Here is a 20,095-nt window from a genome sequence, read left to right as displayed (position 1 = left end):
AACGCGGGTTCGCCCCCCATGTGCAGTGCGTCGTACCGCTCGCGCCCTCATGTCGGGCGGGCCGACCGCCTCGCGGTGTGGGTGTTCCGGGGTCTTCAGGCGTTTGTGGCAGCAACCAGGGAAAGCGAGTGCAACCGGTCATCCGGATCGTAGACGGGAGTCGACAGCATCAGTTCGTCTGCCCCGGTTTGTGACGCCACGGCCGACAGCCGTCGATGCACTTCTTCAGGGGGCCCATACGCCTGAGTGGCCCGCATCTGTCCGAGCCGCTCCTCCAGCGCCGGGCTGAGGGGCTCTGTCGCGGCTTTCGCCGGAGAAAGGAGCGGCGCCTCTGCGCCACGGCCCTCCAGGGCCGCAGCCATGACAAGCATCGCTGGGCGGCCGAGACGGGCGAGGTCGGCGTCGGTCGTGGCGCAGAGGGTTTCCACGCTCACCAGCACTCGCGGTCGCTCGCACCACCGTGAAGCCTGAAACCGCTCCCGGTAACGGCCCAGCGCCTCCAGCGTGTTGTCCGGTCGAATGTGATGAGCGAAGGCGAGCGGCAACCCGAGCTCGGCGGCGAGCTCGGAACCGGCAACGCTCGATGACAGCAGCCACGGCTCGGGAAGCGCGTCGGCCCCCGGCAGCACTCGCCGGGCATCCGCGTCGGCAAGGTGTCCCAGCAGTTCGATGAGGTCGGCACGGTACTCGTCGTCAGTGGCCCGATCGGCTCCGCGACGCAGCGCGCGGATGGTGTCGATGTCGTTCGTCCCGGGACCGCGGCCGATGCCCAGGTCGATGCGACCGGGGTGGAGCGCCGCCAGCGTGGTGAACTGCTCGGCGACGGCGAGCGGAGCGTGGTTCGTCAGCAGGACCCCACCCGAGCCAACCCTGACCCCGGAGGTGGAGGACGCGAGATGGGACGACACTACAGAGGGCGCAACACTGCCGACGGACCGATACCTGTGATGCTCGGCCACCCACGCCCGGCGAAATCCGAGCTCACTGGCCCGCCGCGCGGTCGAGACCACCGCTGCCAGGGCGTCGCGGGCACTGGCGCCCTCTTGTGTCAACGCCAAGTCGAGGACGGACAACGGCGGCAGAAGTCCGGCTGCCGATGACGGCTGCCCGGTCTTGCGCAGCGAGTGTGCGTCGTCCGGTCGGTGCTGACTGACTTCCATGAGTACTCCTGTCCTTGAACGATGTGGTGATGCCGCCACGCAGTCGCTTCGGGCACCTGGCGGCGTCTCAGAGGCCGACGCGAGGGGCGTGGCAGTTCCGTGGACGTGCAAGTGACCGCTGGCGTCGCTGCAGAGCGTCCGATCTCCCCTGTGCCCAATGACACGATGCCGAGCCGGGCCGGGGTCACCCCGAAGCGCGCGTCCCGGGCCGCGTGTCGCCGGTCGCAGGCGGCGGCCAACTGGCAGCCGCCGTCCACGCAGTAGCCGCGGGCTGCGGCGAGGGCCGGCTTGGGGAAGGCGGCGAGGGCCTCGTCGGCGGCGACGGCCGCCACAAGCGCCCCATTCCCGTTGACGCTCGTGTCGCTGTCCTGGTCTTCGCGGGCGTCGCTCGCGGCCAGTCCGGCAATGTCGCCCCCGAGCAGAACGTGTCGCCGTCGCCGGTCAGCACCAGCACCCGCACTGCGGGGTCGGCCGCCAGCCGGTGCAGCAGGATGGGCAGACCTTCTCCTCGAGGGCCGCCGTCACCAAGCGGCTCAAGCAGCTGACCGAACGGGGGCTGGTCGAGCGGTGTGGCGACACCTGTGACAGCCATACCGGACCCGGGGGCCAGGCGCCCCGTTGCGGGGCCACGAGATAGGTAACGGGGCGTGTGCGGCGTCGAGCTCACGTCATATCACGGTCGTACGGCGTCGGCTCTCCAGCGGCCGGTGGTGTGACCTCGAGAGGCCTGCCGGTGCTACCGCTGTGTGGATCGACGTGGGCGGCTCGCAGCGTCGGTGTGGCAGCGAGCGCGTCCTTTGTCAGGTCGTTGCGCAGTTCCTGCATCTCAGAGAGGCCGAGTTCGTCGCCGTGGCGGGACAGTTGCTTACGGACGAAGGCCTTGGGGTTCAGATCTTGGAACTCGAAGTCCTGGAATTCGGGGCCCAGTTCATTACGGATCTCGTGCTTGGTGCTGTCGGAGAACTCACGAACCTTGCGGATGAATCCCCCGGCCTCGCTGATCATCTTCGGGAGTTTGTCGGGGCCGAAGAGGATCAGACCGATAACGACGAGTGAGGCGATTTCGAGCGGGCCAATATTGAATATCACCCTACTGCTCCTCGGGTGGGCGGTGATCCGGGACGTGCGGTGGGAGATTCAGCTGGGTGGTGACCGTCGGTTGCGCGTGTGCGGGATGAGAGACGTCTACCGGTTCGGGGAATTCCAAGGGGGTGGTGGTGAGGTCGGGTGAGGAGGCCTCGTCGTCGAGGTGGCTGTCGGGATCCTCGGCGTGGCGTCGTTTCTTCGTACGGTCGTGGAGGGTGGCGACGGCCAGGGCGAGGGAGTAGAGCAGGCAGAGGGGGACGGCCAGGGCGGTCATGGTGAGTGGATCGCCGGTTGGGATGACGACCGCCGAGAAGACGAAGATCACGAAGACCGTCGGACGCCACCAGCTGCGCAGTCTGGCTGCGCTGACGACACCCAGGGAGTTCAGCAGCACCAGCAGCAGCGGCAGTTCGAAGGAGAGGCCGAAGACGAACACCATGCGCAGGAAAAAGCCGAGGAACTCGTCTCCGGGCAGGGACAGGGAGAAATCCGCGGGGTTGAAGCTCGCCAGGATCTGCACTGCCTTGGGAAAGATCACGTAGGCGAGGTAGCCGCCGCCACAGAAGAGGGGCACGGCGGCGAAGGTGAAGCCGAGACCGTACCGCTTCTCCTTCTTGTACAGCCCCGGGGCGATGAAGGCCCAGAGTTGGTAGCTCCACACCGGGCTGGCCAGGACGAGCCCGGCTGTGATCGAGACTTTGAAGCTGAGGGAGAGCGGGGAAAGAAGACCGGTGTTGACCAGCAGGCCGTCGGGGCACTGCTTGGTCGGCCGGCCAACCCCGTGGACGTGGGTGATGTGGCAGGCCGGGCCGGTAAGTTGGTCGAGCAACCAGCCGTGGAACAGCCAGCCGACGACGGTGGCGATCGCCAGAGCGAGCATCGAGACCAGGAGACGGTTCCGCAGTTCACGAAGGTGCTCGGCGAGCGGCATGACCCCCTTCGGAGCCTTCCGCGACCGTGCGGACGTGGGTGATCCCGCGTGCTGAGTTTCGTTCACCATAGGGGTGTTGGTCTCTGCGCGGTGGGCCGTTGGGGAGCTGGGTGCTCAGGACTGGGTGATCGATGCCGATTCGGTGACGGGATGGCCGGTGACGTCCTTGATGGGGCCGGCGGCAACACTCCTCGGGGCGGCGGTTGTCGCCTGCGCTGAGTCGGTCTTCATCGCGCTGACTTCGGATTTGAAGATGCGCAGGGACTTGCCCAGCCCTCGCGCGGCGTCAGGGAGGCGCTTGGCTCCGAAGAGCAGCAGCACGACGGCGGCGGCGATGATGATGATTTCCAGGGTGCGGTTTTCCAGCATGGTTCACTCTCCAAGTCGGTTGTATCTGAGATGGGTTGGCGTATCGACTCTCGCCGGGCGGGACGCCGACCGGGTTCCCCGACCCGGGCACGTGGTCATCGTCGCCTGCGGAGGCGACGTGGATGTCCGAGGTGCCCGGGCCGGAGCCGTGCCCGCGGTCGGTGGGGCCGACTTGGGGGGACTCCGCTCGGCCCGGCCCCACCGGGCGGGCGCATGCGCAAAGGGTGCGAACCGGCGGCTACCGCTAGGCGGCGGTGTGCGCTGCGCGGTAGGGGGCCAGGAACGAGGTCAGGGCCGCCAGCATCTGCTCGGGCGCCTCTTCGGCGACCCAGTGACCGGTGTCGGGGATGACCACGGTCTGCACGTCGTGCGCGGCGGCCTTCATGGTGACCCCGGCCCCGTCACCGACGCTTGCCGCTCCGCCGATCGCCAGGACGGGCATGGTCAGCAGGCCGGCCTTCTGGCGTTGCACGTTCTGCGCGAGCGTGGTGTCGAACGCGCGGTAGAAGCTGAAGCTGCCGCGCAGCGCGTCCCGGTCGGAGGCAAGGGTGCTGATGTAGTAGTCGACGGCGTAGTCGGGCAGCTTCTTCACGGCGTTGATGTCGAACTCGAAGCCGAAGAAGATGTCTTCCCGTCCCCTGACGAGCAGTTCGTTTATCGTGGCGAGCCGGTTGAAGCCGATGTGCCAGATCCGGTCGTTGAGCCACTCGGGGCCGAAGGCCGGCGGCGAGACGCTGATGCCCGGGAGGGGGGCCTCGGCGACGACCAGGCGCTCGACCCGCTCCGGGTGGTCCGCGGCCAGGGCGTAGGCGATCGGCATGCCGGTGTCGTGGCCGGCCACGGCGAACTTCTGGTGGCCGAGCGCGTCCATCAGGGCGGCCAGGTCGGCCGCGATGGTGGCGGTGTCGTAGCCGTCCTGGGGCTTGTCGGTCAGGCCGATGCCGCGCTGGTCGACGGCGATGACGGTGAAGTCCTTGGCCAGCGTGGGCATGAGCAGGCGCCAGGCGTACCAGGTCTCGGGCCAGCCGTGCACGAGCAGCAGCGCCGGCCCGCTGCCGCCGACGACCACGTGCTGGCGCAATCCATTGGCGTGGACGAACCGGCTGGTGAACGTCTCGGTGAACCCTGCGGGCAGGTGCGGCGCCTGGGAGACGGTGCCGAAGCCTTCCGCACTCGCGCCCGCCAGCGGTCCGCGGCCGGTTCCTCCTTCGGCTGCTACGGCCGACTGGGCGTGGAGCACACCGAGGGATCCGGCGGTCACTGCAGCCGCCGCTGCGGCCGACGTGGCGAGGAACTTCCGCCGAGAATGCGACGGAATCATGTCAGACACGGTAGATCTCCTGGACTGTTCGGGTTGAGGTAAAGGCGGGACACCGAAGGGCAGTTACGCCTGCCCACTTTGTTCGTCCGGCCATTGAGGTTTGCGCTGGGAAGGATGGAAAGAACCACGGGCGAAAGCCTGGAAAAGGCGGGCTCGAATCTGCGGAATCCACAAGTACCGCGAGACCGGCTCCGCCCTCGGACACGGCCCGGCAGGCCGCCGTCCGGATCCGCGCACACGGCTTGGTGCTCCAGTTTTCCCGGGACAGCTGGGGGTGCCGACGAGAGAAGAGGGGGCCGGTCAGAGCGTCAACGTGGCCGTCAGCAGGGCGTTGGCCGCGGCGATGTCACCGCTGATCCATTCCGGGTTTGCGGGCTGCCGCTTCCACAGGGCGAGCAGCAACTCGGCGGAGGGGGCCTGCACCGTGGCCGCTGCGGCCCCCGAGTCAACCGGCACGGCCTGCGGCATGTCGCCCGGCTGGATCAGCCAGTTGTGTCCGGTGTCCGTGGTGTGAAGCGCCACGGGCGCCGGCAGCGGCTTCTGCTCGCCGTTCTGCCAGACCCTGGGGACCATCACGGCGAACACCTCGTCCACGCCGTCGGCCGCGATCAGCGGATCGACATGCACGTCGGCCCCGGTGGCCAGTTGGGCATCGACGAGGTGGACCGCGGTGTCCTGGGCCACGCGGCGGAACCAGAGCGCCGCCACTGCGCCTTCGAAGCCGAACGCCCAGGCCGGTGCGGTGGGATCGGTCTCCTCCAGGGTGGCCAGGATTGCGGCCGCGCCCCCGGCGTACCAGTCGGCAATCTCCTGCCCGGCCGGCGGGGCGAACTGCTCGCGGGGCAACTGCCCGGTCTGCAGCAGGGCTGCCGCGAAGCGGGACGCCTGACCCAGATGGATGCCCAGGTCGTGCATGCTCCAACTGCCGCAAGTGGCCACCGGGGTGGCCGGGTCCGCGATGCGCAGCAGCTGCTCGAGTGCCGTCGCCTTCTCACGCAGGGTGGCCAGATACACGTCGGTGGCGAGCGGCAAGGGAGCGGGGGACTGATTCAAAGTGACCTCCGGTACGGCGGGGACCTGATGACAGCGGTTGCCTCGGCCGCCAGATGGCTAGGCCTGCATGCAGGAAGCGATCGGGTGAACGCCGCCTCTGGGGCTGGAAGGAAGCATGCACGGCAGGCTTGCACTTTGCAAGCCAGACTGCTCGACCGAGCGTGATGGCATACAGGGAAAGCAACCCGCCTCCCCTATTCGCCCAGGCCGGGGTTTCGTTCTGCCATGCCGACGCCGGCCGGCCACGTCCGCACGATGCGACTGGCGGGACCAGAAGCAGCCGCGCAAGATGCCGTATCGCGGTCGCCAGGTGGACAGTTCGACCGATCAAGTCAACGGCGGCGGACAAGTATGCCGCGCGCAGGTGCGCCGGGTCGGCGGCGGGCGGCATCGAGGCCCCATGGGCACGCAACCCACAAAGATTGACTTTCAAAATTATAGTTAGCTACTCTGCGGCGCATGCCAAGCACACCGCAGTTCCACGTGTCCAAAGTGTCGTCGTCCTACTGGAACGTGACCTTCTCCAACGGCCCGATCAACCTCATGGACGTGGACACCATCGAGCAGCTCGCCGACCTGGTGAACCGCATGGAGCAGGCTCCCGACCTGACCGTGGTCGTCTTCCGGAGCGACAATCCCGACTTCTTCATGGCGCACTTCGACTTCCTGGCGGATAAATCGCGCATAGCCGCCATGAAGCCCGGCCCCACAGGGCTCCACCCCTACTCGGACAACTTCATCCGCCTCGGCAGGGTCCCGGCCGTCACGATCTCCGCACTCAAGGGCCGCACCCGCGGAGCGGGAAGTGAGTTCGCGCTGGCCACGGACATCCGCTTCGCCGGACACCGCGCGATCCTGGGGCAGTTCGAGGTCGGCGTCGGGGCCGTGCCCGGCGGCAACGCGACGGGACACCTGGGCAGGCTGGTGGGCCGGGGCCGCGCGATGGAGATCCTGCTGGGGGCCGACGACTTCCCAGCGGAACTGGCGGCAGAATACGGCTACGTCAACCGCGTCCTCCCCGAGGACGAACTGGACGATTTCGTCGACGCCTTCGCCCGCCGTATCGCAGGGTTCGACAAGGTCGCCGTGGCCGGAACCAAGGCCCTCATCGACGAGAGCATCCCGATTCCGGACGAAGAGTTCGGATCCGCCCTGTCCACCTACTTCCAGACGGTAGGACGGCCCGTGAACGAACACCGCGTCCGGCGCCTCTTCGAAGGAGGCCTGCAGAAGCCGGACGGCATCGAACTCGACCTCGGCAAGCAGGTCGCAGAGAGCAACCGGAGCTGACGCCTGCGACACAGGACCCAGTGCGGGACCTGACCCTCACCGAAGCCGGCGAAGTCCGGCATGAGTGAGCACGCCGGGCGGCGTGGAAACCACAGCCGGGACGGCACCTCTCCGAGATCGCCGTAACCGGTCCCGGCCGGACTCTGGGCAGCCTCCCACCCGGGGTCCGGTCGGCCGGCGGGACCACCACCGCCCACGTCCATCCGGACCCACCGCCCTACGCCGACAACGCTCGTCCGGACTCTCCGGGCACATTTGCCTCATCTGCGACACCCATGGACATGAAGTGCCCGTCGTGACGCCGCCGGGCGGCCCCACGACGGCCTGAGCAGCGAGTCGGAACCCGGCCGCACCTTGCTCGATGCAGCCTGCTCGGTTCGAAGAGCGTCCCCGGGCGTGAATACGGCCGTCGCGGGCCTTGCGTCAACGCCACTCTCACTCGATAGTGGTCCCTATCAGATAGAAACCCCTATCCGATAGGGATATCTATCCGGCCTCCGGCATCGTCAAGCGCCTTGACAGAAACAGGTGGGATGCATGACACAGCGCGTGACCAAGAGACGACGGGAGACGAACGAGCGCCTGCTCGACGCGGCCGAGCAGGCGTTCGCCGAGTGCGGGTTTCAGGGTGTCTCGATCGCGGAGCTGTGCGCACGGGCCGGCTACACGACCGGCGCGTTCTACTCGAACTACGACTCCAAGGACGAACTCTTCCTCGCGCTGTTCACTCGACGCTCCGAGATCGTCCTGAAACAGCTGGGTGAGGCGGTGGACCAAGCCCTCGTCTCCGAGCAACCGGTCGCCACGTTCATCGAGCTGGCGAGCGTCGTGGACGAGCAGACGCGAACCTGGTTCCTCATCTCCACCGAGTTCACTCTCCACGCCATCCGCAACCCCGAGGCGGCCCAAGCCCTCGCCCGCCACGACGCGGCGATCCGGGCGGCAATCGCGGAGTTGCTCGCACCACTCCTCGCGACCACACAGCGCAAGGTGACCGAGACGGATCTCGACATGCTGCTGCGCCTCGTCGTCGCCGTTCGGGAAGGCGGACTGGCCCAAAGCCTGGTGGAACCGGCAGCGCTCCCGCACGGCGAGCTGGAACGCCGGTTCCTGCCCGCACTGTTCGGAGGGCTCCGATGACGGTCAGTATCGAGCGATGGTGGTCCGAGGGCGAACTGCTCCCGCTCACCGTCGCGGGAGTCCCACGCCAGGTGTTCGTCCGCCGCATCGGCAGCGGTCCCGTGATGACCCTGCTCCACGGGTTCCCCAGTTCGTCGCACGACTGGGCCCGGGCGGTTCCTGTTCTCGCCGCTCGCCACACCCTCCTCATACCGGATTTCCTCGGCTTCGGCGCGAGCGAGAAGCCGGCCGATCACGACTACTCGATCCACGAGCAGGCCGACTTGGTGGTCGCGTTGTGGCAGCACGAGGCGGTGACCTCGACGCATCTGGTGGCACACGACTACGGGGCCACCGTGGCGCAGGAGTTGCTCGCGCGCAGCGCCGACGGGTCATTGAGAAGGCGGATCACGAGCCTGACGCTGCTGAACGGCGGCATCTACCCGGAACTCCACCGGCCGGAAGCGGCCCAGACGGCGCTGCTCGATCCGGACACCGGCCCCCGGCTCAGCGCAGCACTGACCGGCGAGCTCATGGCCGCCGCCCTCTCACCGACATTCGCCGAGCACTACGACTCAAGCGCCGACGCAGCCGCGATGTGGAAGGGCATGAGCCACGGTGACGGCCATCTGAACTCCCACCGGTTGATCCACTACATCACCGACCGGGCTGCCCACCGCGACCGATGGGTGGAAGCCATGGAGACCAGCGATCTGCCCAAGGCGTTCCTCTGGGGCCTGCGGGACCCCGTCGCGGGTGCCCACATCGCCGATCGGATCGCCGAACGCATGCCGAACGCGACACTCCACGCCCTTGCGGACGTCGGCCACTGGCCCCTGCTGGAGGCGCCGCAACGCGTCGCCTCACTGATCCTCGCCACGGGGGGAAGCGGCTGAAGTCCGCACGATCCCCGTCACCATGCTCACGGCTCGCCCACGTCTGCACACATCGAGAGGAACGAAGACCATGACGATCACGCAGGGCCACGCCCCCGAGATGCTCGACCTGATCCGAGCCAACATCGGCCCGATCCCCGACGACTTCGATCTCCCGCTCCCGCCCACGGGGCTTTCGGTCGAGGAGGAGCGCGACGTACGCAAGCAGGAACTCGCCGCCGCCTTCCGGGTCTTCGGGAAGCTGGGCTTCTCCGAGGGAGTCGCCGGGCACATCACTGCCCGTGACCCCGAGTTCCCCGACACGTTCTGGGTCAACCCGTTCGGGATGAGTTTCCATCAGATCAAGGTCTCCGACCTGGTCCGTGTCGACCACGAAGGCAATCTGCTGCACGGCAAGCGCCCGGTGAACCGTGCCGCCTTCTGCATCCACGCCGAGGTCCACAAGGCCCGCCCCGACGCCGTCGCGGCCGCACACGCGCACTCCCTCCACGGCAAGGCGTTCTCAGCACTCGGGATCCCGCTGGCACCACTCACCCAGGACGCCTGCGCCTTCTTCGATGACCAGGGCCTCTACGCCGACTATCGCGGAGTCGTGAGCGATGCCGACGAGGGGCGCCGCATCGGCGAGGCGCTCGGCTCGGCGAAGGCCGTCATCCTGAAGAACCACGGCCTGCTGACCGTCGGTCAGTCGGTTGCCGCCGCCGCGTGGTGGTTCATCACGATGGAACGGTCGTGCCAGGCGCAGCTTCTGGCCATGGCCGCGGGCACCCCGCACGAGATCGACCGGGAGACCGCGGAGCAGGTCCGCGCACAGATCGGCGGGCCGCTCGCGGGCTGGTTCCAGTTCCGTCCGCTGTGGGACCAGATCATCGCATCCTCGCCGGACCTGTTCGACTGAGGCTGCCGACCGAGCCAGACCGGCCCGCCGGGCCACAACCGACCAGGAGGAGGCAGGAAACCGCGTGTCGAACTTTGGCGACTACCAGTTCGATATCTACCTCAACGGACTCTCCGGCATCATGCCGAAGTTGCCGATGACCTTCGCAGAGTTGGAGGAGCGAGGATCCAAGGCGTTGGACCCCGGGCTCCTGTCCTACGTCGCCGGCGGGGCCGGCGACGAACGCACCCAGGACCTCAACGTCTCGGTGTTCGACGACTGGGGGCTCATCCCGAGGATGCTCGTCGACGGGGCCCAGCGCGACCTCTCCGTCGAGCTGTGTGGGCTGTCCCTCCCGTCCCCGCTGTTGATGGCCCCCGTGGGTGTGATCGGCCTGTGCGCACAGGACGGCCACGGCGACCTGGCCGTGGCACGAGCCTCGGCGAGGACCGGCGTGCCGATGATCGCCTCCACTCTCTCGGTCGATCCGATGGAGGAGGTCGCCGCGCGGTTCGGTGACACCCCGGGCTTCTTCCAGCTCTACACCCCGAACGACCGGGAACTTGCCGAAAGCCTGGTGCACCGTGCTGAGCAGGCGGGTTTCAAGGGGATCGTCGTCACACTGGACACCTGGATCCCGGGGTGGCGGCCTCGCGACCTCAGCCGCTCGAACTTTCCCCAGCTGCGAGGGCTGGCCCTGGAGAACTACTTCAGCGACCCGGTCTTCAGGTCCCGGTTGGCCAAGCCCCCGGAAGAGGACCTCCAGGCAGCAGTGGGAGCCTGGGCGACGACCTTCGGTGACCCGCACCTGACGTGGGACGATCTCGCCTGGTTCCGTTCCATGACCGACCTGCCGCTGATCCTCAAAGGAATCATGCATCCCGAGGACGTCCAACGGGCCGTCGACGGCGGTGTCGATGCGATCTACTGCTCGAACCACGGTGGACGCCAGGCCAACGGTGGCCTCGCCTCACTCGACATGCTGCCGGACGTCGTCAATGCGGCAGGCGAAACTCCGGTGATCTTCGATTCGGGTGTGCGCTCCGGCGACCATGTGGTGAAAGCCCTGGCGCTGGGCGCGCGAGCGGTAGCGGTGGGGCGGCCCTATGTCTACGGTTTGGCGCTGGGAGGCGAGGACGGCATCATCCACGTGTTGCGTTCCCTCCTTGCGGAGGCTGACCTCCTCATGGCGGTCGACGGTTACCCCAAGATCGCAGACCTAAGCCCCTCGGCCTTGCGGCGACGGCCGTGACCTGGCGGTTCAGCCTGTGCCGAGCACATGCACGCGGGTTTCCCGTTCGAGCCCACCCACTCGTGTTACTGAAGAGCAGGCAGATGCACGGCCGCACTGGGTCCGTACTGCACCGACGCATGATCCACCAGCAAGCCTCGCGGTGGAATCCCAACAGCGCCTGCGGGGCGCCAAGCACAACGAATCTGGTGATCGGGCTTGGGCAGCCGGCTCGCCGGGGCGGACGTGCTGTCCGGTGCGTCAGGCTGCGGGAACCGCTTCGAGGACGGAAGGCACCTGCGGTGCTCACCTTGATGCGACGCAGACCGGCTGCGGTGAAGAGCGCGTTGAAATCCCACATCCGGCTTTCGAGGTGCTCGCGCTGGTCGCGGGCGGGAACCTGTGGAGTAGATCGACTGGCAGGACTTCGTGCGGTGGAACAGACCCTACGGCCAATCGCCCTCTCGCAAGGATCGGATCGCGCTCTGTTCACCTGATGCGTCGTCACCGCGCATCCGTCGGGTTGGCAGCGGGGGCGGCTGTCGTTGTCGTCGGCATCCTTGTGGTTCTGGGACCACTGCGCTGGTGACACGGTGGGGGACCTTCACGGCAAGGACCGGGCCGACGCGCTGAACGCTGTGCGTCAGACGGTCCTGACCGGGTTCGCTGGAGCCTCCGTACTGCTCGGGCGGAGGTACACGGCTCGCACCTACCAGCTTTCGAGGCGGGGGAAGGTGACCGAACGGTTCAGCAGGGCTGTCGGACAGCTGGCCTCCGAGAGGCTCGAAGAGCCGGTTACCGGGCTGGTCGACGGCGAGGACCGTAAAGTGCCTGGCCAGCGTCGGCATCATCAGGCGCCAGACGTACCAAGTCTCGAGGTCTCGGGCCAGCCCTGCACCAGGAGCAGTGCCAACCCGCGTGAACGTCCTGGTGAGCCCCTACGAGCGGGGCGCCCACTGGACGGCGCCGAGGCCTTCGGACGTCGGGGCGGGCATGGCGCTCGGTGACCCGCCGCGAGGTGTCACGGCACCGGTCAGCGTGACACCTCGCCCGCCACGGCCGCGCGCAGCACGTCCCGGCGGGGCATCCGGGCGCCGAACCCGTCCGTGGGGTTCTCGTTCGCAGGTTCCTGAGGCATCAGACTCCCCTCCGCATCTGGCGGTCGCCTACCCGGTGAGGCACCGGGACCGATCACCTCGTCCGAGGCCGCGCCCACCCGGCGCATGGTCCGGGGTGCCCCCACGGGATGCGTCCACAGGCCCGACGGGCGGATGTGCACCTGGGACGTCCGGCCCATGCTGCGGCGCGCCCCGGGCTCCCGCAAACTGAGCACAAGGCGGGGAGAGTCCTGTCTCCCACGATCCCTCACGGCCCTTTCGCGGTTTTTCCCCGGCGCAAACGGCCGGGCAGCCACGCGATGCCGCAGATCCGTACCCCGAGATTCCTCCGGCTCCCTGTTTGACACTCAGGATGACAAGAGTAATCCTGAATCTAGATGTTATACATCATCTAGATTCAGGAGGAACCGTGTCCGACACCTACGACCCGTGCCACACCGCGGTTTTGCTGGTCGACCCCTTCAACGACTTCCTCTCAGAGGGCGGCAAGGTCTGGCCGCACCTGGAACCCGTGGCGACCAAGGTCGGTCTGCTGGACCACCTGCGCTCCGTGGTCGCGACGGCCCGCGAGAACGACGTGCGCGTGATGTTCGTGCCGCACCGTCGCTGGGAGCCGGGTGACTACGACGACTGGGACTTCCCGAGCCCCTCGCAGCTCAAGATCCAGAAGATGCACCACTTCGCCAGGGGCTCCTGGGGCGGGTCGTTCCACGACGACTTCCAGCCGCAGCCGGGCGAGGTGGTAGTCCACGAGCACTGGGGGTCGAGCGGGTTCGCCAACACCGACCTGGACTTCCAGCTCAAGCAGCACGGCATCACCCACGTGGTGCTCGTGGGCCTGCTGGCCAACACCTGCATCGAGGCCACCGCGCGTTTCGCTCAGGAGCTCGGCTACCATGTGACGCTGGTCCGTGACGCCACCGCGGCCCTTGGCCCCGAGATGATGCACGCCGCACACGAACTGAACGGCCCCACCTTCGCCCACGCCATCGTCACGACGGACGAAGTCACCGCCGCGTTCAACGGGGCGCAGTCACGACACTGACCTGAAAGGTGCTGCTCGGGACGGGCCAGCTGTCGGCCAGCGTCCACGCCACCCCATGGAATTCGCCCGATCCTGAAGCATCGCACCGGCCGGATCATGATCAACAACCTCCCGATGCCGCAGGAGGTTTCATACGCGTCCGTCCACGCGAGCGGCGCCTGCGGCGGTGGCAATCCGTCATACGGCGCTGTCCCATGCTGGCGATCGGCCATGGTGGCATTCCTCCGTGCGGGCCGCTGTGCTGAAGGCCCGACGTGGACCTGCACCTCACGACGCGTGTCATCCAGCGCTTCTCGGAAGACCTCAGGGAGACGACGGCTGTTCGGCATGTGCCCGGTTCGCGGTGGGTGACCGTGCACCTCGACTGTGACGGCGATGTCGTTGCTGATGAGCCTCGTCAGCATCGCGCTGCAGGCCCATCAGGCGGTGGGTCCGTTCGTGGACGCACCGCCCGCGGTGTGCAATTTCCGCCGCGTCACGGTGGTGACCGCGACAATGAAGCCGTCGTGGCCGGTGCCTGTGCCGCGTTCAGGGACCGGCCTGTAGTGACTTCCTTCCGATCCTCGTCGAGCCCAGGGCGCGGCGGATCCTGGATGGGGCTTCCGAGTGATGCGACGGCTCTGTCCGGCGCCGACGGTCTTACACGGTGATCGACGCCTTCTTCGGCCTCGCCGACACGATCATCACCATCTGTAGCCTGATCGGCCGGTTCTGGACCACCCACCGCCGGGACACACGCCCACAACACCAACCATGACCGGCCGCCTACCTGCGCGGCCCCCTCAGGTCGGTGGCCGTCCGGTCGGCCATGTGGGTGTGCGGTCAACTGATGCCGTGATGCCGGTCAGCGGGTGAGGGAGGGACACGATGTCGCGTTCCCCTCGCCCGTCGGCCGGTCCGCCGGGCAGCGGGACGGCGCGGATGTGTCCACCGAGGTCGGACACGTAGGCGGTGCCCGCGTCGACGTCGACAGCCAGGCCGATCGTCTCGGCGAACCCACTCGCCAGGATCTGCGGTGTACCGCCGGGGGCACCCGCCGCCGGGACCCGTGCCCGGTTGAGGGTGTTGCCGGCCGGCGGAGCGCCGCGGTCGGTCCAGTAGAGCCAGTCGCCGTCGAGGTGCAGGTCGATCGGCTCGGGCAGGCCCGTCCAGAGCACTTCGATGTCGCTGCGCCGCTCGGGGCTCTCTCCGGCGAGGAGCTCGAGGCCGCAGCGGAAGATGCGGCCCTGGCCGCCCTTGGCCGGGCCTTTCTGAGTCCAGTAGAGGTGCCCGCGTACGGGGTCCACAGCCACGCCCACGCATTCCTGCGAGATGTCGCCGGCCGGGTTGACCACCAGGTCGGACAGGCCGCTGCCGTCCGTCCGGACTCGGCTCACCCGGCAGCCCTCACGGTCGCCCCAGTACAGGAACCCGGCGCCGTCCGAAGCCAGTTGCTTACCGGTGGTGATCGCTCCGGGCTCGACCACGTCCCGGCGGCCGCTGCCGTCCAGACGCACCGCGTGCACGCCGCCGTTGCGCCGGGAGAAGTCCTGGGCCGCCTCCCCCGAGCCCTTGGCCGGATCGTGCGTTGGCGTGCCCATGGTGGTCCAGTAGACGGCACCGGCCTCGACGACGATCCCGTCCGGGGCGGGCCCTGCGTCCTGGACCAGGGTTTCCACCTGGCCGTCCGCGATGCGGACCCGCAGCACGCTCCCCGGTTCGGCCGTCAGGGCCAGCAGTTCGTCCCACACCTGGCTCTCCTCGTGTCTCCCGGCCTGGCCGGCGGGCGTGCCTTCCCTGGCAGTGGGCTCCGCCCGGCGGTGCGACTGCAGATGGGCCGATCGGCGGGCACCAGAAGTCGACCGGCTTCATCTTCAACCGCATCTGGGCGGCCATCAAGCGCGAGGCCCTCGAAGTGGTCGCCGAGGGGGTGTCCACGCCACAGGACGTGGACGAGATGTGGAAGATCAACACTGGTGCCCCGGCTGGACCGTTCCGGATGATGGACCAGGTCGGCCTGGACGTGGTCCTGGACATCGAGAAGCACTACGCCGCCGAGAACCCGGCCCTGCCCACCGGGCCGCGAGAGCTGTTGGAGAAGTACGTGGACGCAGGCCACCTGGGCGTCAAGACCGGACAGGGCTTCTACACCTACAGCCACCAGGGTTGATCTGCCCGCATCGCGGTGTGCTTCGTGGTCGCGCTCGCCTTCGGCTTCGCGAAGACCTGCCATGACGACCGCAAGGGCCTGTACCGCATGGCCCCCGCGCAGGGACGAAGCCACCGGGCGGTCTGACCACCCCCGGCCGCGCCGCCGCTTCGCGTTGGGGGGAGTCAGGCCGGCCTGAGCTGTGCGTTGTCGCGGTGCTGCGGGCCGCGAGGCCCGTAGTCGATGTCCGCGCCGGTGTTGCTGCTGGCCATGACCGCGGGGGGAGCGTCGTAGGGATCCATGACCGCCTCGATGAAGATCAGCGTGTCATTGGGCGCACTGACGGCCTCCATCAGGTCCGTGGGAGTCGGCGTAGGCCCAGGTCGCGATGTCGTTGTACTGCTCGGTCTTGCCGAGGTAACCGCGTTCGATGGTGTATCCGCCGTTGTTGATCAGGAAGATCACCGGCTTGTGGTCGTGCCGCAGGATGGCCGACAGCCCCTGCGCGGTCAGCTGAGCCCCTCCCCCAGCCGCTGCGGCCGCGAGCCGGTCCTTCAACCGTGACTGACGTTCGCGGTGAGCAGGCGGAGCAGCTGCTTCGCGGTGGCGTCCTGCTCGGGGGTCAGACCCATCGCCTCCCCGATGGCCAGGGGGACCGTGCGGGCTTTCTCCCGGAGATCCGCCCCGGCCTGGGTGAGGCGTACGGCGACGGAGCGTTCGTCCTCGGCACGCCGCTCGCGGCGTATCAGACCGCCCGCTTCGAGGCGCTTGAGCAGCGGTGACAGGGTGCTGGATTCCAGCTGGAGCGCGTTGCCCAGATCCCGCACGGAGACCGAGTCCTGCTCCCACAGCACCAGCATGACGAGGTACTGCGGGTAAGTCAGCCCCAGCTCGTCCAGCAGGGGCCGGTAGCGGGTCGTGACCGACCGCGAGGCGGCATACAGGGCGAAGCAGAGCTGGTCCTGAAGGAGCAGCGAACCCTGCTCGGTGTCGTGGCGCGCGTCGTGGCCCATGAGTGCGGTCCTTACCTCCGGTGATCAGCCGAGTCCATGCTACCCATTCCAGGCGCTCACGACCATGTCGTCCTCGATTAAGTTGTGCACGACTAAATCGAGCGCTACAGTTCTATCCATGCCCGCCGAACGGCCGGGCGCACCAGCCGTCGAGGCCACCGGCCCCGGCATCACCTTGAGGAGTCCCCATGTCCGAGAACATCACCGGTCCGGTGCTGGAGCCGGCCGCCGCCGCGTTCGCCGAGGCCACCGCCAACCCGCCGTACCTGTTCGACCTGGGTCCGCAGGAGGGTCGCAAGGCCGTCGACGAGGTCCAGTCCGGTGAGATCGGCAAGCCGGAGATCACCGAGGAGTGGGTGACCGTCCAGGGCGGCCCCACCGGATCAGTGCGGGCCCGCATCGTCCGCCCGGCCGACGCCGACGGACCGCTGCCGGTGATCGTCTACCTGCACGGCGCCGGCTGGGTCTTCGGCAACGCCCACACCCACGACCGCCTGGTGCGCGAACTGGCCGTCGGCGCCCGCGCGGCCGTCGTCTTCCCCGAGTACGACCTCTCCCCCGAGGCCCGCTACCCGGTCGCCATCGAGCAGAACTACGCGGTCGCCCGCTGGATCGTCACCGACGGCACCTCCAAGGGCCTGGACGCCGGCCGCATCGCGGTGGCCGGCGACTCGGTCGGCGGCAACATGTCCGCCGCGCTGACCCTGATGGCCAAGGAGCGTGGCGACGTCCCCCTGGTGCAGCAGGTGCTCTTCTACCCGGTCACCGACGCCGCCTTCGACACGCCCTCGTACCACCAGTTCGCCACCGGCTACTTCCTGCGCCGGGATGCCATGCAGTGGTTCTGGGACCAGTACACGACCGACGAGCGGCAGCGCGCCGAGATCACGGCCTCCCCGCTGCGTGCCACCACCGAGCAGCTCACCGGCCTGCCCCCGGCCCTGGTCATCACCGGCGAGGCCGACGTCCTGCGGGACGAGGGCGAGGCGTACGCGAACAAGCTGCGCCAGGCCGGTGTCCCCGTCACCTCCGTTCGCTACCAGGGCATCATCCACGACTTCGTGATGCTCAACGCCCTGCGCGAGACCCACGCGGCCGAAGGCGCCATCAGCCAGGCCGTCGCCACCCTGCGCAGTGCCTTCGGCACCGTCTGAGCGCGCTCACCTCACCGCACCCGCATTCAATCCGCCCCCCCCTCTCACCTCACCTCAGCGATCTGGTGGCGCGTACCAGGCGCCACCGGGCCAGGAGCTTCCCATGCGCACCGTCCCCGTCCGCATCAACCGCAAGATCGCCGTCGCCGCGGCCGTCGCCCTCGTCGCCGGTGCGACGATCGCCGCCGCCGACGCCTCGGCCTCCCCCGCCGCGCCCTCCGCCACCACGACCGCCCCGATCCTGGAGAAGGACGCCCAGACGTTCGCCGCCGCGGCGGCGAAGAACCCGCCGATCTACACGCTGTCCTACAACGACGCCCGCAAGGCGCTCGACAGCGCGCAATCCGGGCCCGTCGACAAGCTGCCGGCCGATGTCAGTCACCGCACGCTCAAGGTGGGACCCACCGGTGAGGTGACCATCCGGATCGTCCGCCCCGCCGGTGTGAGCGGCAAGCTCCCGGCCGTCATGTACTTCCACGGCGGCGGCTGGGTCCTCGGCAACGAGAACACCCATGACCGGCTGGTGCGCCAGATCGCCAACGGCGCCCGTGCCGCGGTCATCTTCGTCGACTACACGCCCTCCCCCGAGGCCCGCTACCCCATCGCCATCGAGCAGGCGTACGCGGCCACCAAGTGGGTCGCCGAGCACGGTGACGAGATCAACGTCGACGGCTCCCGTATCGCCGTCGCCGGCGACAGCGTCGGCGGCAACATGACGGCCGCCGTCACCCTCATGGCCAAGCAGCGCGGCGGCCCCGCCCTGCGCGAGCAGGTGCTCTTCTACCCCGTCACCGACGCCAACTTCGAAACCGCCTCCTACCGGCAGTTCGCCGACGGCCCCTGGCTGACCCGCAAGGCCATGAAGTGGTTCTGGGACGCCTACGCCCCCAATGCCAAGGACCGCAGGCAGATCCTCGCCTCCCCGCTGCGCGCGAGTCTCAACCAGCTCAAGGACCTGCCCAAGGCCCTGCTCATCACCGACGAAGCCGACGTTCTGCGGGACGAGGGCGAGGCGTACGCCGCCAAGCTCCGCGCCGCCGGCAACGACATCACCACCGTCCGCTACCCCGGCATCTTCCACGACTTCGCCATGCTCAACGCCCTCGCCAACACCAACGCCGCCAAGGCAGCCGTCGACCAGGCCAACCGCTTCCTCTACACCGGCCTGCACAGCGGCTCCTGACCCCACTCCAAAGCGGCCCGGCTCGGCCCGGGCCGCCTCCGGGTGCGCATACCCGACCCCTTCCACGGCCGGACGCCGCGCACTGCACAGCCCCTTCCGGCCGACCAGCCCAACGCACCGCCGGCACGCTTCATCAACCGTGTGGTCGTTCAACCATCGTCGCTGGTCAGAACGGTTCGAAACGCGGCACACCCGCCTTCCCGCAAGACCGTGTCACCGGCGACTGCCTTCAAGGAGACCGTCATGTCCCGTTCCTCTCGCACCCGCTCGACCCTCCACGCCGTCGCGACCGTGACCTCGCCGATATCAGATGAGCTGCGTACCCGCATACCGCATAACAGCCAACCGGTCGCGGACCTCAGGAGGCCGCACGGGTATGCGGCCGGTAGTGGGTGGTCCGGGCCCGGCGAACCAGGCTGCGGACACGGATCGCGGTGCGGACGGTGACGACCGTGACGGCGGAGCGCCTGGCCGTCCGTGACGGGTTGCACGCAAAGGCGGTCACGGAAACACCTCTGCGACGCCGCAGCGGAGGTGGACCGACCCGTACGACGATGTGGTGGTGCTGGTCGTCCGACGGGTCGACGAGTGGAGTGGCGTGGCCCGTCGGCGGGTAGTTACGCTGGATTCATACCTTGGCAGCGGTCAGGCGCCCGCCGCGATGTGCCAGGTGGCGAAGCAGGCGACATGGGGACGCCCCGAAGTGCGCCGACCTTCACGACTGCGATCGAGGTCGCACTCTCACTGACCTTCGCGGCGATGCCCGCGTGCTGGGCACGCCACGACCGCGTCCCGCGCGACCCCAGCCGACGGCTGTGGCACGGGGCGTGCCCGCGTGGTCGCCCTACTCGGAGCCGGGACGGTCTTCACACAGAGGGAGTTCTCATGACCGAGAGTCACACGCGGACCCCGTCAACCCCCGGCGTACTTGTAGATCCGCTGCGTAACCGTGGCGTGGCATTCACACCGGAGGAACGGGATGCCCTTGGCCTCACCGGGCGCCTGCCGTCGGGAGTGCTCACGCTGGAGCGGCAGGCACAACGTGCCTACCAGCAGATGCGGGCTCAGGACAGCGATCTCGCCAAGAACGTGTATCTGGAACAGCTGCATGATCGCAACGA

The 20,095-nt window shown here is 68.3% G+C and carries 19 protein-coding genes and 4 pseudogenes; 12 read left to right on the top strand and 11 right to left on the bottom strand.

Annotated elements, in window-relative coordinates; genetic code table 11:
* Positions 1-95: 95 nt before the first annotated feature.
* Both ACFYZB_RS41485 and ACFYZB_RS41480 read right to left on the bottom strand, forming a co-directional pair.
* The gene (locus ACFYZB_RS41485) at positions 96-1,160 is read right to left on the bottom strand and encodes an LLM class flavin-dependent oxidoreductase (RefSeq protein ID WP_388767077.1); all 1,065 of its coding nucleotides are present in this window, start codon (positions 1,158-1,160) and stop codon (positions 96-98) included.
* Between the two features lie 161 nt (positions 1,161-1,321).
* Positions 1,322-1,659, bottom strand: a pseudogene (locus ACFYZB_RS41480) (enoyl-CoA hydratase/isomerase family protein); the annotation flags it as partial.
* Between ACFYZB_RS41480 and ACFYZB_RS41475 the strand changes: the two are divergent.
* Positions 1,657-1,746, top strand: a pseudogene (locus ACFYZB_RS41475) (MarR family transcriptional regulator); the annotation flags it as partial. The pseudogenes ACFYZB_RS41480 and ACFYZB_RS41475 overlap by 3 nt on opposite strands.
* A 77-nt stretch (positions 1,747-1,823) precedes the next feature.
* On the opposite strand, the gene ACFYZB_RS41470 reads toward ACFYZB_RS41475, so the two are convergent.
* The 5 genes from ACFYZB_RS41470 to ACFYZB_RS41450 all read right to left on the bottom strand — a co-directional run bounded on the left by ACFYZB_RS41470 (position 1,824) and on the right by ACFYZB_RS41450 (position 5,920).
* The gene (locus ACFYZB_RS41470) at positions 1,824-2,246 is read right to left on the bottom strand and encodes a sec-independent translocase (RefSeq protein ID WP_388767104.1); all 423 of its coding nucleotides are present in this window, start codon (positions 2,244-2,246) and stop codon (positions 1,824-1,826) included.
* A gap of 4 nt (positions 2,247-2,250) precedes the next feature.
* Positions 2,251-3,177, bottom strand: coding sequence for a twin-arginine translocase subunit TatC (gene tatC / locus ACFYZB_RS41465; RefSeq protein ID WP_388767076.1), 927 nt, complete (start codon positions 3,175-3,177; stop codon positions 2,251-2,253).
* A gap of 114 nt (positions 3,178-3,291) precedes the next feature.
* Positions 3,292-3,546 (bottom strand): Sec-independent protein translocase subunit TatA, encoded by a 255-nt coding sequence (gene tatA, locus ACFYZB_RS41460; protein WP_388767075.1) that lies wholly within the window; start codon positions 3,544-3,546, stop codon positions 3,292-3,294.
* Between the two features lie 244 nt (positions 3,547-3,790).
* Positions 3,791-4,867 carry an alpha/beta hydrolase gene (locus ACFYZB_RS41455; RefSeq protein WP_351215153.1) on the bottom strand — a complete coding sequence of 359 codons (1,077 nt, stop codon included), beginning with the start codon at positions 4,865-4,867 and terminating at the stop codon, positions 3,791-3,793.
* Positions 4,868-5,167: 300 nt separating this feature from the next.
* On the bottom strand, positions 5,168-5,920 hold the full coding sequence (locus ACFYZB_RS41450) for a maleylpyruvate isomerase family mycothiol-dependent enzyme (protein ID WP_388767073.1): 753 nt from the start codon (positions 5,918-5,920) through the stop codon (positions 5,168-5,170).
* A 459-nt stretch (positions 5,921-6,379) separates the two neighbouring features.
* Between ACFYZB_RS41450 and ACFYZB_RS41445 the strand changes: the two genes are divergently transcribed.
* The 7 genes and pseudogenes from ACFYZB_RS41445 to ACFYZB_RS41415 form a co-directional block, all read left to right on the top strand.
* Complete coding sequence (locus tag ACFYZB_RS41445) at positions 6,380-7,210, top strand: enoyl-CoA hydratase/isomerase family protein (RefSeq protein WP_351215031.1); 831 nt, start codon at positions 6,380-6,382, stop codon at positions 7,208-7,210.
* A 537-nt stretch (positions 7,211-7,747) separates the two neighbouring features.
* Positions 7,748-8,350, top strand: coding sequence for a TetR/AcrR family transcriptional regulator (locus ACFYZB_RS41440; protein ID WP_351217937.1), 603 nt, complete (start codon positions 7,748-7,750; stop codon positions 8,348-8,350).
* Entirely contained in the window at positions 8,347-9,225 is an 879-nt protein-coding gene (locus ACFYZB_RS41435; protein WP_388767072.1) for an alpha/beta fold hydrolase, read from the top strand. The genes ACFYZB_RS41440 and ACFYZB_RS41435 overlap by 4 nt, the downstream gene beginning before the upstream one ends.
* 70 nt (positions 9,226-9,295) lie before the next feature.
* Positions 9,296-10,123 (top strand): class II aldolase/adducin family protein, encoded by an 828-nt coding sequence (locus ACFYZB_RS41430; RefSeq protein WP_388767070.1) that lies wholly within the window; start codon positions 9,296-9,298, stop codon positions 10,121-10,123.
* Between the two features lie 121 nt (positions 10,124-10,244).
* Positions 10,245-11,354, top strand: a complete 1,110-nt coding sequence (locus ACFYZB_RS41425; protein WP_388767103.1) for an alpha-hydroxy-acid oxidizing protein — start codon at positions 10,245-10,247, stop codon at positions 11,352-11,354.
* 1,506 nt (positions 11,355-12,860) lie between these two features.
* Entirely contained in the window at positions 12,861-13,496 is a 636-nt protein-coding gene (locus ACFYZB_RS41420; RefSeq protein WP_382029656.1) for an isochorismatase family cysteine hydrolase, read from the top strand.
* A 251-nt stretch (positions 13,497-13,747) separates the two neighbouring features.
* Positions 13,748-14,042 (top strand): annotated as a pseudogene (locus ACFYZB_RS41415) (luciferase family protein); the annotation flags it as partial.
* A 236-nt stretch (positions 14,043-14,278) separates the two neighbouring features.
* On the opposite strand, the gene ACFYZB_RS41410 reads toward ACFYZB_RS41415, so the two are convergent.
* The gene (locus ACFYZB_RS41410; RefSeq protein WP_388767069.1) at positions 14,279-15,226 is read right to left on the bottom strand and encodes a hypothetical protein; all 948 of its coding nucleotides are present in this window, start codon (positions 15,224-15,226) and stop codon (positions 14,279-14,281) included.
* Here ACFYZB_RS41410 and ACFYZB_RS41405 point away from each other — a divergent pair.
* Positions 15,130-15,645, top strand: a complete 516-nt coding sequence (locus tag ACFYZB_RS41405; protein ID WP_388767101.1) for a 3-hydroxyacyl-CoA dehydrogenase family protein — start codon at positions 15,130-15,132, stop codon at positions 15,643-15,645. The genes ACFYZB_RS41410 and ACFYZB_RS41405 overlap by 97 nt on opposite strands.
* Positions 15,646-15,809: 164 nt before the next feature.
* Here ACFYZB_RS41405 and ACFYZB_RS41400 read toward each other — a convergent pair whose 3' ends face one another.
* From ACFYZB_RS41400 to ACFYZB_RS41390, 3 genes are read right to left on the bottom strand one after another with little or no spacing between them, the layout of a single operon-like run.
* Complete coding sequence (locus tag ACFYZB_RS41400; RefSeq protein WP_351217947.1) at positions 15,810-15,977, bottom strand: hypothetical protein; 168 nt, start codon at positions 15,975-15,977, stop codon at positions 15,810-15,812.
* Positions 15,952-16,182 (bottom strand): hypothetical protein, encoded by a 231-nt coding sequence (locus ACFYZB_RS41395; RefSeq protein WP_388767068.1) that lies wholly within the window; start codon positions 16,180-16,182, stop codon positions 15,952-15,954. The genes ACFYZB_RS41400 and ACFYZB_RS41395 overlap by 26 nt, the downstream gene beginning before the upstream one ends.
* Positions 16,179-16,637, bottom strand: coding sequence for a MarR family transcriptional regulator (locus ACFYZB_RS41390; protein ID WP_351217951.1), 459 nt, complete (start codon positions 16,635-16,637; stop codon positions 16,179-16,181). The genes ACFYZB_RS41395 and ACFYZB_RS41390 overlap by 4 nt, the downstream gene beginning before the upstream one ends.
* 188 nt (positions 16,638-16,825) lie before the next feature.
* Here ACFYZB_RS41390 and ACFYZB_RS41385 point away from each other — a divergent pair, with 188 nt between their 5' ends.
* The 3 genes and pseudogenes from ACFYZB_RS41385 to ACFYZB_RS41375 form a co-directional block, all read left to right on the top strand.
* Positions 16,826-17,791: an alpha/beta hydrolase gene (locus tag ACFYZB_RS41385; RefSeq protein ID WP_388767067.1), complete on the top strand. Its 966-nt coding sequence runs from the start codon at positions 16,826-16,828 to the stop codon at positions 17,789-17,791.
* A gap of 103 nt (positions 17,792-17,894) precedes the next feature.
* Positions 17,895-18,974: an alpha/beta hydrolase gene (locus tag ACFYZB_RS41380; protein ID WP_382029644.1), complete on the top strand. Its 1,080-nt coding sequence runs from the start codon at positions 17,895-17,897 to the stop codon at positions 18,972-18,974.
* Between the two features lie 885 nt (positions 18,975-19,859).
* A pseudogene (locus ACFYZB_RS41375) lies at positions 19,860-20,095 on the top strand (NAD-dependent malic enzyme); the annotation flags it as partial.

The sequence above is a fragment of the Streptomyces sp. NPDC001852 genome, assembly GCF_042891825.1.
GTDB lineage: Bacteria > Actinomycetota > Actinomycetes > Streptomycetales > Streptomycetaceae > Streptomyces.
Note: the sequence above shows the minus strand (reverse complement) of the source record. Positions and strands in the feature narration are given on the sequence as shown.